Consider the following 13,396-nt stretch of genomic DNA (forward strand, 5'->3'; position numbering starts at 1 on the left):
ATCGCAGCTCGTATCCCAAAACCCTTGTTGTTCCAAAATTCGATGCAGCTCGCGCAGCTGGTTCTCATACTTAGACACCGAAAAATCCGGAATTTGCCACGGTATGACGCTCAGGTAATAAGTAACCTCATATCATTAACGATTCATCATTGGATAGTGGCGATCGCTTGACCAACTCCGATTGAAATAATCTTGCCGGATAACTTAATTCCCTGTTTTTATGAACGATCAATCCATGCATAGAATAGTTTGCTGAACTTATGGGAAGCACTTTGAGCTGGCCATCTTCGAGTTCTTTCTGCACCGCGATTTCCGGAACCAATGCAAACCCATTTCCGCATTTGACGGATTGCTTAATCATCTCCAGGCTCGGGAGTTCAATTGCTTCCTTGACGTCGATTCCTGCTTCCTGCAGCGCCATGCCGGCCTGTGTATGGTATAAGCAATCGGTTCCGAAGCTGATCATGACTTCTTGGTTTAATCGCTCAAGTCCCTCTCGCCCAACTTCCAGCGCCAAAGCACCCGATGCGACAAAAATCAATTTTTCTTCAACCAAAGGATAAAACAGGATGTCATTTCGCTGCGGGTCGCGCGGCACGATGCCAAAATCAATCGCGTGGTTCAGCACTTGATCCAGAATATCTTGATGGAACCCGGATTCAATCCGAAACTTCACTTTCGGGAATTCCCTCATGAAAGGCTGCATAAACGAAGAGAACCTCGTCAGAAAAAAGGATTCCTGCATTCGAAGATAAACCGTGCCTTGGGCTTGCTCGATCTCATTCATAGCTTCTTCGATCGAAGTCCCCAAGTGGATAAATTGATAAGCATATTTCATGAGTTTTTCACCCGCTGCCGTTGGTTTGACCCCACGGGACAATCGATGGAACAATTTCTGCCCGCAAGCTTGCTCCAAAAGCTGAATATGTGTTGTCACGGTGGATTGAACATATCCCAGTTTATCCGCTGCACGGCTAAAACTTTGTTCCTCCATCACGACTATAAAAGTTTTAAAGAATCTTCCTTCAAGCAATTCAATCACATTGAACCCCTCCTGATATCGAAAAACTAAATACATTATATCGATTACTATCATGACTACGATACCTGATTCCATGATATCATGAATCACGTAAGAAAATGAAAAATATATTTTAAAATTCGATGGGAAAGCGAGAGGAGTAATTATGAGTAAAAAACAAGGTTTTAGACTCGGAGTTTATGTTTTCAAAGATGCTGAAGTTGTTGATTATGCGGCACCTTACGGCGTATTTTCTGTTGCAAGGAGGCTTGACCCCGAACTTGATGTTTTTCTTGTTGCGGATTCTTTAAGACCCGTCCAGACACAAGCCGGTCTCACTGTACATCCCAACTACAGTTTCAATGAAATGCCTGACATGGATGCGTTTCTGATTCCGGGAGGTTTCGGAACAAGACAGGAAACTTACAATAAACGGCTGCATCAATACATTAAATCACTTCCCGAAACAACGCTGCTGACCAGCGTTTGCACTGGTTCCTGGATCTACGGGAACATGGGACTGCTGGACGGTCTTCCCGCAACAAGCCGGAAAGAACCGGATCGGCTGGAAGCATCGGAAATGGGCAAAGTGCCGATCGATCGCCTTGCCGAGATTGCACCGGCTTGTACAATCAGCAGAGCGCGGATCGTCGATACCGGCAGAATCATTACCGGAGCCGGCATCGCATCCGGCATGGAGATGGGCTTCCATTTGCTGAGACGAGCCGGATACGAAGAAGACTTCATTCTGGAAGTGGCCAGAGTGATGGAGTATTCCGAAGCGTACAACGTCTACAAAAATGATATTGAATATTTCAATCATGCGAGTAGATAAAGAAAAAGCCGTCCGGCATTCCGGACGGCTTTCCTGCTGTAATCTCTTCAAAGTCCCCAGCGTTACCGCTTGCTCTCCAAATCGCGATTCTATTCGTGCCATTGTCACTTGGTCTCTTTTGATCATCAAACTCTAATTCTTGAAAACCATCTGAATTGTTTTCGTCATTTGTTTCCGCTAAAGGCAATATTCAATCCTATAATCCCTAGCAATACGCCTTGAATATAGTTTAGCTTTTTAGAGATAAACGGACTTTTCAACAAAAGATTCCGCACTTTCTCCGAAAAAAAGCTGATTCCCACAAAAATGACGATGGCCTGAAGGATAAATGCTTTGTGCAAGCACAAACAAATTGTCCGGGCCGGGAATCAATGTAAGAAGTACGGCTACCCCGAGAAAAGACAATACGGTTGCGATGTCCATGAATATCATCTCCTAACATTTATTGCATACTTTTTGCGGCATTTCTACTGCGTATTACCCTAACACGACCCGGTCATCGGAAAGCTTATGGCCGCTGATTTGCTCAAACTCTGCGAGCAGTTCCTCAACCGTCAGGTTCTTCTTTCGCTTTTCATCAAGATCGAGAATAATCCGGCCTTTGTCCATCATGATTAAGCGATTGCCGAGGCGGATCGCCTGCTCCATATTGTGCGTAACCATGAGGGTTGTCAGCTTCATTTCTCTCACGATGCCGTCCGTGAGCCTGGTGATGAGCTCGGCTCTCGCCGGGTCCAAAGCGGCGGTATGCTCATCAAGCAGCAAAATTTCCGGCTCGGTGAAAGTAGCCATGAGCAGGCTCAGCGCCTGCCGTTCGCCGCCAGAAAGCATGCCTACCTTGGCACGGAGCCTGCTTTCAAGTCCGATGCCCAAACGCCGCAGCTGCTCGCGAAACATCGCGCGTCTTTTGGTGTTGATACCGATGCTTAAGCCGCGCCGTTTTCCTCTCGCATAGGCCATGGCGAGGTTTTCTTCGATGGTCATATGCGGGGCCGTTCCGGCCATCGGATCTTGGAAAACCCGCCCAATCCAGCGGCTTCTCCGGAATTCAGGAAGCTGGCTGACCGCTTTGCCGTCGATCCTAACATCTCCCGCATCCGGCTTCATAACGCCCGAAATAATATTCATAAGCGTTGATTTGCCTGCGCCGTTACTGCCGATAACAGTCACAAAATCGCCTGGATTAAGGCGCAGTCGGATATCATTCAGAGCAATTTTTTCGTCCGGCGTACCGGGGTTAAACAGCTTGGATACATGGAATATTTCCAACATTACAGATCACCTCCAAGGGTCCGGCTGTTCGAAACGTCCCGCAACCCGGATAATTCGGCCGTCCGTTTCTGCGCCTGTTTCTTCTGCTTGATTGCCCGGCTTGCGGTCGGGAAAATCAACGCTGCGATAACGATGACCGCCGTAATGATTTTCAGGTCGGAAGTATCAAGCCACTCCACACGCAGCGCAAGCGCGACGACGATCCGGTAAACGATTGAACCAAGCACAACGGCGATCGTGGCGTGAATGACGTTTCTGGCCCCGAAAATCGCCTCGCCGATTATGACTGACGCTAGCCCGATGACGATCATCCCGATTCCCATCGATATATCGGCGAAACCGGAATGCTGGGCGATAAGAGCGCCGGATAATGCCACAACGCCGTTGGACAGACTGACGCCGATGATTTTGGTCGTATCCGTATTGGCGCCGAAACTCCGGATCATCCGGTCGTTATCGCCTGTGGCGCGCAGCGCCAGCCCGAGATCCGTGTGCAGGAACCAATTCATGAGGAGCAAAATGACAATCGAAAGAATCGGAAGGAAAATCCAAGGATTTATGGAGGTGAAAACGGTATCCACGCCAAGCATTCCGATATTGGGTTTCCCGCTCATAATTCGCATATTGATCGAATACAGGGCAATCATCATCAAAATACCGGACAAGAGACCGTTGATTTTGCCTTTTGTGTGCAGGAGTCCCGTGCAAATCCCCGCCGCAAGCCCTCCCAAAAACGCAACGAAGCTTGCCAGCCAAGGATTCGCTCCATGAGAAATCATGACGGCAGCAATGGCTCCGCCTGTCGTAAAGCTGCCGTCAACGGTCAAATCCGGGAAATCAAGAATCCGGAAAGTTATATAAACGCCAAGTGCCATCAGCGCGTACAGAAGACCAAGTTCAACCGCACCCAAGATTGAATTCAACATAAAACTACCTCCCTATGACATAAAAGGAGTGGACGAAGGATTTCGCCACTCCCCTGCAACCGTTTCCCAATGCTATTGAATGATATTTTGCTCTTTATCCTGAACCTCGTTTTTCATCTCATCCGTGACCTTAATGCCTTGAGCCTCAGCGGCCTTCAGATTCAAGATTAAATCGAGTTTCTCCTGCATCGTCACTTTCATGTCGCCGGGATTTTTACCGTTTTTCAAAATATCCACAGCCATTTGTCCCACCTGGTAGCCATGGTCGAAATATTTGAAACCGACGGTGGCAAATGCGCCCTTCTCAACCGTATCGCGGTCGCTCGAGAAAAACGGGATATGATTTTTATTCGCTACCTGGATAATCGTGTCCACGCCGCTTACCACCATGTTATCCAGCGTAATGAAAATAGCGTCGGCGCGCCCTACCAGGGATTCTGCCGCCTGCTTTACTTCGGAGGTGTTGGTGACGGCTGCCTTAACCAGTTTGATGTTATGCTTGCTGAGAGCCTCCTCGGCATTTTTAGCCATCACCACCGCATTCGGTTCTCCTTCATTAATGACAATACCGACATTTTTGACATTCGGGAAATTTTTGGCGATGAAATCCATCAGTTTTTGCACGGCCGCCGGATTGGTATCGGAAACCCCGGACACGTTGCCTCCCGGTTTATCCAGGTTGGACACCACCTTGGCATCAAGCGGATCCGTTACGGCTGCAAACAGCACCGGCTTATCCTTTACTTGCTGAACGATCGCTTGAGCCGACGGCGTGGCGATGGCCAGTACCAAATCATTCTTGTCCGCGGCAATCGTCTGCGCGATCGACAAATTATTGGTAGGATCTCCTTGCGCATTTTTGTAATCAACCTTCAAATTATCCCCCTCGGAAATCCCCGCATCTTTCAGTGCCGCCAGAAATCCTTCCCGCGTCGCATCTAGCGAAGGATGTTCCACGATTTGGGAAATAGCGATTTTATAAGTCTTCTTGTCTGTCTGGTTTCCCGCTCCTTGCGACTCCTCCGACTTCTTGCCGTCCGGATTGCCGCAGCCCGCCAGCGCCGTTACGAGGAGCGCTGACATTACAACCGCTAACCATTTTTTCATGAACATCAAAGCCCCCTCCATTATTTTCCTCTACATTGCTTTTACGTTCGAAAGCGCTAAAGTCTTAGATTAAAAAAAAGAAGCGCCCCTTTCAAACGCGGACCCTAAATCCGATCCTGCCGATTGATTATTCATTATCATAAATGGGCACTCCCGTATCCGTCAATCCGTTTATTGTAAAATGTTGAATCTTAATATTTGGAATAATCCACCGATTGCTCAAATATTACAAAATTCACTTCTGCCTCTCCAAACGCGCAATGAGGTCCTGCAAGGGCATGCTATCCATTCCGGAAATTTTCAGGTCATAATCCTCAAAAGAAAATGTGCGCGTCATCTCGTTTGGCACGATCACCGTATGGAGTCCAGCTTTTTGGGCTGCAATAAAGCCGTTCAGGGAATCCTCGAAGGAGATGGCTTCATCCGGCTGCACCTCCAGCCGCTGCAAGGAGAGTTGGTATAACTCGGGATCCGGTTTCACCTTCTGAACCAGGTCGGCCGTATTGATGGAATCAAAATAGCCATGCAGATCAAACTTCGTCAAATACGGTTCGATCCAATTGAAATAAGAGCTGGAAGCAAGCCCCACCTTCAGCCCAAGCTCGCCCGCTTCCCGCAAATAATCCACTACGCCTGGCCTCGGTTGAATATGCCGCAGCAATTCGCGGTACTCCACATCAACCTGCTTGCGGATCACTTCGGAATCAACTTTGTGCTCCAGCATCTCGGCCAAATGAGTGTAGGGGTTAAACGCATCAAAAGAAGTCCCCACGCACTTGGCATATGTTTCAAGCGGAAGCTCCCTGCCGTATTCGCCGTACACCTTGCAAAAGGCGTGATATGCCGGGGTTTCCGTATCCACGATCAAACCGTCGAAATCAAAAATTACTGCCTTGATCAATTTGCTCACCTTTTCATTGTCGTAATTAAAGCCTAAAGGAACAGTTCTCCGTCCGGGGCGGATTCCCTTTTTTAAATTGTCCAGCCAACCCAAAACACCCCTGCAAAGAGTATCGGAAAGAAGTAAGGGCGCTTCTCAAAAAGGGGCCCTTTTGCGGAGCAAAAGTACGGAGTGGAGCCTATGCTTCGATGCTTATTCCAAATACTTTGCGGGGACCCCGAAAGTAAACAAGGCCGAACGCGCTTCGGCGTCCGGCCCAAAACATGAAATGCAGGGCGTTTTTAATAAAGTCTCGTAAGACATAAAATGCTGCGGACCATGTTTACAGACGCGTAATTTGAACCTGCTGCCGCAACCGATCCACAACTTCCGGATCAATCATTCCCGCTTGATCCGTCATCGCATTGGAGGTTCCCGCCGCAGAAGCCAAGGCAAGCCCATCCTCGAAGGATGAACCTCTTGCCAGGGATACGGCCATCCCGGCGACAAAGGAATCTCCGCAGCCTACCGTGTTTACCACATCCACTTTTGGCGTTTTAACCCGGTAACAACCTGTCTTGGCCGCAATCATGGAGCCTGCCCCTCCCAAAGAAACGCTGATCCGGTCCATATCGTATTTTTGAAGCAGTGTTTCCACAGCCTGCCGGAGTGCCTCTTCATCGGCCACCTCGATGCCAAGCAGCGCCGCAACTTCATCCTCGTTCGGTTTGATCATATCCGGCTTGGCTTCGAGCCCGAAACGCAGCGCGTCGCCGCTGGCATCCAGAATGACATAAGCTCCCGCTTCCTTGGCAATCGCAACCAGCCCAACATAATAATCCTTCGGAACGCCGGCAGGCAAGCTGCCGCTGAAACAGACGATTCTAGAGCGGGAAGCAAGGTCGCGAATCTTTGTTTCCATCGCCTTTTGCGCCCCTTCGTCAACGCTTGGTCCCTGCTCAAGCAGCTCGGTGGAAGTTCCCTTTGCCTCGTCCAGAATATTCAGGCAAAGCCGCGATTCCCCTGCAACGGACACAAAATCATGAGCAATCCCGATCTGGTCGAGCAGCTGCTTGATGATCTCTCCGTTCATCCCGCCAACGAAACCGGTGGCCGTCACAGGCTCGCCAAGCTGCGCAGCCACCTTGGCCACATTGATGCCTTTGCCGCCCGGCGCGGCGTTAAAGCGCTGGACCCGGGACATCTTGCCCAGCGGAAACGCTGGAAGGTAATATGTTTTATCGATGGCTGCATTCAGTGTTACAGTCGTAATCATATGTTTTTCCGTCATCCAATCCTTAGCTTGTCATGTGAGCGTCAAAGCTGCTTGACGGACGCGGGGAAGGCCCTGATTCTATCCATGCTCACAACCGCTATGTAATCTCGATGTTCCCCGGGTAATCCGTGTCCTAAACCTGATGTTGGGTGTCCTCGGACAAACGGACACATCGGCAATATCCCAAAGTATACCTGCAGTTTTGAAATTGTACAATGATTCCAAGTCCCCTGCCCGGGAGAAATGTTATAAATTTATGGCATCCAGATGGCGGCGGCAGTTAAACAAATCGCACACCCATTCTTCATCCCGCTTGCGGATCAGCGTTACCGATGTATTATGCAAATGCTCGCGCTCCCCTCTGTCCGGAACAAGCGCCGAGAGCATCGCCGTAATTAAAGCGCCGTGGCTAACGATCAGAATCCGCTGTCCCGGATGGCGAAGACAAATTTCCTTAACGATTTCGGTTCCGCGCCGCACCATCGATTCATCGGATTCGAGGCCCAGGTCAAGCGTTCTCCATTCTTCGCCCCACATCCGGATTCTGTCTTCTTCCGTTGTCCCTTCCATCCGGCCAAAGCCCATTTCTCTCAGCCGTTCATCCGCATATAGCGGGACGTCCAGCGCCTTGGCAATGATTTCCGCCGTCTCACGGGCCCGGGACAAATCGCTTGTGTATACGACATCCCAGCTCTCGTTTTTAAACCGTTCCGCGAGCGCGCGCGCCTGAGCCCGCCCGGTAAGATTCAGCGGGATATCGGTTTGTCCCTGCGTCCTTCTCACCGCATTCCAGTCGGTATTTCCATGCCTTACCCAACCAATCGTCGTCATGCGTTTTCCCCCTGCCTGTGTCAGTCGGCAAAAAAAGTCATATGCCCTTTTTCTTCCCTGTAATAATCCAGCCGATCCGCAAGCGTACCGGTATGCAACTCGAATCGGTGGCCGTCCGGATCCAGAAAATAAATCGAGCGCTTATCCCTTTCATCACGCTCGCGCCCCGGCAGGATTCGTACGCCCAGCTCCCGAAGACGCAGATGCCACAGATCAAATTCCTCGTCGGCAACCGTAAATGCGACATGGGTATAAGTCTGCGGCACGGATTCACGTTCAACGTCCTCTTCGTTTAATGCAATCCACAGCCCGTCCAGATCGAAGTATGCCAGCTTCCTTCCTTTCACGAGCAGCTTGGCGCCGAACACTTTTTCGTAAAAAGATACCGAAGTTTCCAAATCCGAAACGGAGAAACAAAAATGATTGATCCCCTGTAATTTCATCCTGCCGCTCCTTTCAAGCGAGACGATCCGGCAAACTTCATTCCAAGTAAACCGTGCTGCGTTTCATGGTGACGCTGGATTCCCGGACAATCAATCTGGGTTCAAACTGAACCCGTTCGTATACGCCCTGCACGTTTTCGCGAATCCGCTTCAGCAGCAGTTCCGTAGCCAATCGGGATACTTCAACCCCCATAATGGATACCGAGCTGACCTGCGGCGATGTAATCGTCGTCCAAATATTGTTGTCGATGCCGACGACGGCCACATCCTCCGGAACGCGCACCCCAAGCTCCTTGAAGCGGTTGATTAGACCTATCGCCACCATATCGTTACCGGCATATACGGCATCCGGCATGTTTTTCAGGCTTTTAAAATAATCCGCAGCTTTCGCTCCCGTGTTCAAGGAAAAATCCTCGCCAAAATACACAAGCGATACATCCACATGGCTGAGAGAATTTTCGTAGGCGTTATACCGTTCTTCGATGATGTCTCTCGGCGCTCCGGCATAAGCGATCCGCGTGCGGCCAATGCCGATGAGATGCTCCATCGCAAGACGGCCCTCCGGTTGAGACAAGCATACCACGTCCGCCTTAATGTTTTCCGTAAGCTTCTTGCCGTAATTGATCACGGAAATGGGCAGCGGAGATTTATTGACCAATTCCACAAACGATTTCGGGTACGCCAGCGGCAATATGATGAGTCCATCGACATGCAGCTTTTTTACATCCCGAATGGTCTCCAGTTCAATACTCCCGATTCCCGAAGTATTAATATTAACGACACGATATCCGTGCTGCTTGGCAGCCTGCTCTACCGACCACGCAATTTCGGGCATGAAGGCATTGCGGATATCCGGAACGGCAAGCGCAATTTGGTTCGTGTTCCGAATTTTCAGGCTTTGCGCCGCGATGCTCGGAATAAAACCAAGCTCATCGATCGCCCGCAGCACTTTAGCTTTCGTTTTTTCGCTGATGCCGCCGGAATTGTTGATGGCTCTGGACACTGTCGCAATCCCGACACCCGCTTTTTTCGCCACATCCTCGATGGTTACTTTTGTGTTGTCTGTCAAGCCATCCCAATCCTTTCAATCAATTCATTTTTCAGAGTGTTTTCGGAACCGTTTCCCGATTATACAATCATTCCGATAAGATCATACTTATATTATACCATTAAAGGCTTTTTCGATAAATCATATAGAGGATCTTGACAGAAACATCACTTTTTATAATTAGTCTCTAAAGTTTGAAAGCGATGCCAATTGATGGTGCCGCTTTGCTCTCGACAAAAAAAATTTTTATTACCATTTAATCCCCAACTAAAAATGCGCTAGCCCGCACCAATTCTACAAGTGCAAAAAAGCACAAATTATATATAAATTCTGCAATATAAAAATCTCCTCATTTTAAATTTGACAATGTTATATGGTTATGACATATTAGTTTCCGGAAACGTTTCCGAAATGAGCGAAAAAGAGCTCATCCAAAACATATTAAGCATTTATCATATAAATTGGAGATGACTTAAATGAAAGCATTAAGATGGCATGGACAAAAAGATCTGCGTCTGGACGACATTCAAGAACCTGCTGCAACAAAGGGCAAGGTGAAAATCAAAGTGGAATGGTGCGGCATTTGCGGCAGCGACCTGCACGAATATGTTGCCGGACCTATCTTCATCCCTCAAGCAGAAGCTCATCCGCTGACAGGCGAAAAAGCTCCGATTGTCATGGGTCATGAATTTTCCGGACAAGTCGTGGAAATCGGCGAAGGCGTGACTAAAGTTGCCGTTGGCGACCGCGTAGTTGTTGAACCTATCTATGCTTGCGGAAAATGTGAAGCTTGTAAACAAGGCAAATATAACTTGTGCAATAAAATGGGATTCCTCGGTCTTGCCGGCGGTGGCGGCGGATTCTCCGGTTATGTGGCTGCCGATGAAGTTATGGTTCACAAAATTCCTGAATCCGTATCCTTCGAACAAGGCGCGCTTGTTGAACCGTCCGCTGTTGCCCTGCACGCTGTACGCCAAAGCAAACTGAAAGTCGGCGATAAAGCAGCCGTATTCGGCACAGGCCCAATCGGTCTTCTGGTCATCGAGGCGCTGAAAGCATCCGGCGCATCTGAAATCTATGCCGTTGAGCTGTCTCCGGAACGCAAGCAAAAAGCAGCTGAACTCGGCGCCATCGTTATTGATCCGAAAGAATACGACGCAGTACAAGAAATCCATAAACGCACCAATGGCGGCGTGGATGTTGCTTATGAAGTTACCGGCGTACCTCCGGTTCTGACACAAGCGCTCGAATCCACTCGCATGGGCGGAGAATTGATGATTGTCAGCATCTTCGAAAAAGAAGCTCCAATCCATCCAAACAGAGTCGTGTTAATGGAACGCAGCATCAACGGCATTATCGGTTACCGCGATGTATTCCCGGCTGTAATCAGCCTGATGGAGCAGGGTTACTTCCCTGCTGAAAAACTCGTAACCAAACGCATTGCACTGAATGATGTTCTATCCGAAGGTTTCGAAACGCTGTTGAAAGAGAAAAGCCAAGTTAAAATTCTCGTTAAACCTGAGTAATCCATTTGCCATTTTATTGATCTATCCAGATTCATCCCGCTATACTCCCCCTCAACGTGGACCTATGCTTCGATGCTTATTCCGAATTCTTTGCTTTGGGGGACGCCAAATAACTTTTAAATTCTAATCTTAATTTTCAATTGTTATGCTCCCCTTACGGTAGACAGGTGAAATAAATAAACCTGCTGCTGTAAGGGGATCTTTTTCATGTTTAATAAAAAATATAGTGCGTTAGAAAAACGTCTATCGACGTACTCTCATAGAAGACAGACCGCGTTTAGCAGTAATTTTTCTTGCGATTTAAGGATGCGAGATCTCCGAAGTTTATACTTTCTTATATCTTCAGTAAATCTCGCTATTCTCGAGTGTTGAAGCCGAAGTGCAATTGTTGCGATTTTGAGATTGTTGGGATTGTTGCGATTGTGCATCCTTTTCAAGCGTTTTGTGGTTGGGAGGCAGAATTGTTGCGATTGTGCATCCTTTTCCCGCGTTTTGTGATGTGGGAGGCAGAATTGTTGCAAAAGTGCATCCTTTTGACCAAGAATGACCTAATTGCGCTCAGAAAAAGAAAAAAGCCTGCATTTTCGCAAGCTTTTTAACAAAACAAGCCGTTGCGTCGTAAATAGATGCACTTTTGCATCAATTTCGATACTTGTCGGGGTGCAGCTCACCTTTTGGGCCGCCCTCTGTTTTTGGTACACCCTCTGTTTTTGGGCCGCACTCTGTTTTTGCTCTGCTATTTATCTGTTCACTTTTTCGCCTTCAAGTACGGTTTCTCGCTTGTGATATAAATCGAACGCATCACGCATCTTCTGCAGGTAGGAAGGTTCCCCGCTTGAACAAGCAAAGCGGATATTCCCTCCGTCTCTTCCTTCTCGAAGCCCTCTTTCCGCAAGGACCTGACGAAGCCTGCGGATGGTGCCACGGCTGCCGTCGATAATGTTGATATGTTTAGGCAGAACCTGGCTTAGCAGAGACCTGTAAAACGGAAAATGGGTACATCCCAAAACCAGCGTTCCATAATCATTCAAATTGTAGCCGGCAAATTTCTCGTTAAAATACGGCAGCAGCACTTCAGGATCAAATTGCATGGACTCGCAATATGTCACCAGCTCTGGCAGCGGAAGCGAATCCACGATGCTGTGGTCATCCACGCGCGAAACAAGCTGGGTGTATTTGGACTGATGCAGCGTTAGCGGCGTTGCCGCCACCAGCACCCTTTTGCCGGTATCACGGTTCATTTCGACGGCCGGCTTGACCGCAGGCTCCATCCCGATAATCGGAAAGCCGTATTCCTGGCGCAGCTCTGCCGCTGCCGCGCTGGTTGCGGTATTGCACGCAATTACAAATGCCTTGATGTCTTCCCGCAAAATTTGATTCAGCGACTCACGCACAAAGCCCTGCACCTGCTGCTTGGTTTTTGTACCATAGGGTACATGAAGGGTATCGGAAAAAAATAAAAAGTCCTCTCCAGGCAGCTGCTTTACGGCTTCAGAAAGTACGGTCAATCCGCCCAACCCTGAATCAAAAAGCGCAATTCGCATGTTGTTCACCTGATTTTTCTATAGATTCATTGCTTTCTTTCCTCTATATGATGAAAACCAAATTTTTGCCAAATGTCAAGGCAATGAATAGTGGTAAAATCATACATCTCACTCGAATCGCTTGAAACTCCCCTCACGGGGTATTGGGAGCGAGCTGCGCATTATCGTTTACCATGCAAATGAACTCCGTTTCCACGCCGTTTACCAGCGAAATAAATGAGCAGATTGACCGGAAGCCTATTTTTTCATACACGCGGATGGCCCGCCCATTAAATGCAGCTACGACAAGCCGCATCCCCCTTCCGGGAAAAACGGTTTGCACATACCCCATGCCTTCCTCCACAAAACGGACTCCATGTCCCTGACCAGTAAGCTTGGGTTTCATTCCCAGTCCAAAATCGATCAAAGTGTTGTCATCATAAATTCCGGCCTCATAACCGCCGGGGACCCGCGCCGAGATGCCGGTACAATAAAATCCGATCAAACGCCCTTCGTCGTCTCTGGCGGAAACATAGTCGCCATTCAGCAATTCGGCGATATCTTCTTCGCTTCCATCCATGCTGTATAAGTCATACGGTTCCGGATACTGCCAGCCAGCAATCAATGACGCGTCTTCAACATTCATTTTTCTAATCCGATCCATTTCTTTGCACATCCTATTCCTCGTATGTTATGGGTTGATTTGCT

General features: G+C 48.6%; 13 protein-coding genes and 1 pseudogene. 2 read left to right on the forward strand and 12 right to left on the reverse strand.

Annotated elements, in window-relative coordinates:
* Positions 1 to 127: 127 nt before the first annotated feature.
* Positions 128 to 1,042: a LysR family transcriptional regulator gene (locus L6442_RS20540; protein ID WP_212980955.1), complete on the reverse strand. Its 915-nt coding sequence runs from the start codon at positions 1,040 to 1,042 to the stop codon at positions 128 to 130.
* A gap of 145 nt (positions 1,043 to 1,187) precedes the next feature.
* Between L6442_RS20540 and L6442_RS20545 the strand changes: the two genes are divergently transcribed.
* A complete protein-coding gene (locus L6442_RS20545) occupies positions 1,188 to 1,856 on the forward strand; it encodes a DJ-1/PfpI family protein (protein ID WP_212980954.1) in 669 nt (222 codons plus the stop codon).
* Between the two features lie 327 nt (positions 1,857 to 2,183).
* Here the strand turns inward: L6442_RS20545 and L6442_RS33170 are convergent.
* The 9 genes and pseudogenes from L6442_RS33170 to L6442_RS20590 all read right to left on the reverse strand — a co-directional run.
* Positions 2,184 to 2,279, reverse strand: a pseudogene (locus tag L6442_RS33170) (LysE family translocator); the annotation flags it as partial.
* 54 nt (positions 2,280 to 2,333) lie between these two features.
* Positions 2,334 to 3,128 (reverse strand): ABC transporter ATP-binding protein, encoded by a 795-nt coding sequence (locus L6442_RS20555; RefSeq protein ID WP_212980953.1) that lies wholly within the window; start codon positions 3,126 to 3,128, stop codon positions 2,334 to 2,336.
* Positions 3,128 to 4,054, reverse strand: coding sequence for an ABC transporter permease (locus tag L6442_RS20560; RefSeq protein WP_212980952.1), 927 nt, complete (start codon positions 4,052 to 4,054; stop codon positions 3,128 to 3,130). Before L6442_RS20560 ends, L6442_RS20555 begins: the two co-directional genes overlap by 1 nt.
* A 72-nt stretch (positions 4,055 to 4,126) precedes the next feature.
* A complete protein-coding gene (locus tag L6442_RS20565; RefSeq protein ID WP_212980951.1) occupies positions 4,127 to 5,167 on the reverse strand; it encodes an ABC transporter substrate-binding protein in 1,041 nt (346 codons plus the stop codon).
* Between the two features lie 229 nt (positions 5,168 to 5,396).
* Positions 5,397 to 6,062, reverse strand: a complete 666-nt coding sequence (locus tag L6442_RS20570; RefSeq protein ID WP_212980950.1) for an HAD family hydrolase — start codon at positions 6,060 to 6,062, stop codon at positions 5,397 to 5,399.
* A gap of 322 nt (positions 6,063 to 6,384) precedes the next feature.
* The gene (gene pfkB, locus L6442_RS20575; protein WP_212980949.1) at positions 6,385 to 7,317 is read right to left on the reverse strand and encodes a 1-phosphofructokinase; all 933 of its coding nucleotides are present in this window, start codon (positions 7,315 to 7,317) and stop codon (positions 6,385 to 6,387) included.
* A gap of 246 nt (positions 7,318 to 7,563) precedes the next feature.
* Positions 7,564 to 8,148 carry a histidine phosphatase family protein gene (locus tag L6442_RS20580; RefSeq protein WP_212980948.1) on the reverse strand — a complete coding sequence of 195 codons (585 nt, stop codon included), beginning with the start codon at positions 8,146 to 8,148 and terminating at the stop codon, positions 7,564 to 7,566.
* 20 nt (positions 8,149 to 8,168) lie between these two features.
* Positions 8,169 to 8,591: a metallothiol transferase FosB gene (gene fosB, locus L6442_RS20585; protein ID WP_194233680.1), complete on the reverse strand. Its 423-nt coding sequence runs from the start codon at positions 8,589 to 8,591 to the stop codon at positions 8,169 to 8,171.
* Between the two features lie 37 nt (positions 8,592 to 8,628).
* Complete coding sequence (locus L6442_RS20590) at positions 8,629 to 9,660, reverse strand: LacI family DNA-binding transcriptional regulator (protein WP_212980947.1); 1,032 nt, start codon at positions 9,658 to 9,660, stop codon at positions 8,629 to 8,631.
* Positions 9,661 to 10,115: 455 nt separating this feature from the next.
* Between L6442_RS20590 and L6442_RS20595 the strand changes: the two genes are divergently transcribed.
* Entirely contained in the window at positions 10,116 to 11,165 is a 1,050-nt protein-coding gene (locus tag L6442_RS20595; RefSeq protein ID WP_212980946.1) for a 2,3-butanediol dehydrogenase, read from the forward strand.
* Between the two features lie 740 nt (positions 11,166 to 11,905).
* Here L6442_RS20595 and murI read toward each other — a convergent pair.
* Positions 11,906 to 12,709 carry a glutamate racemase gene (gene murI, locus L6442_RS20600; RefSeq protein ID WP_212980945.1) on the reverse strand — a complete coding sequence of 268 codons (804 nt, stop codon included), beginning with the start codon at positions 12,707 to 12,709 and terminating at the stop codon, positions 11,906 to 11,908.
* Between the two features lie 133 nt (positions 12,710 to 12,842).
* Positions 12,843 to 13,352, reverse strand: coding sequence for a GNAT family N-acetyltransferase (locus L6442_RS20605; RefSeq protein WP_212980944.1), 510 nt, complete (start codon positions 13,350 to 13,352; stop codon positions 12,843 to 12,845).
* Positions 13,353 to 13,396 lie beyond the last annotated feature (44 nt).

This window comes from Paenibacillus azoreducens (assembly GCF_021654775.1).
Classification (GTDB): Bacteria; Bacillota; Bacilli; order Paenibacillales; family Paenibacillaceae; genus Paenibacillus_AQ; species Paenibacillus_AQ azoreducens.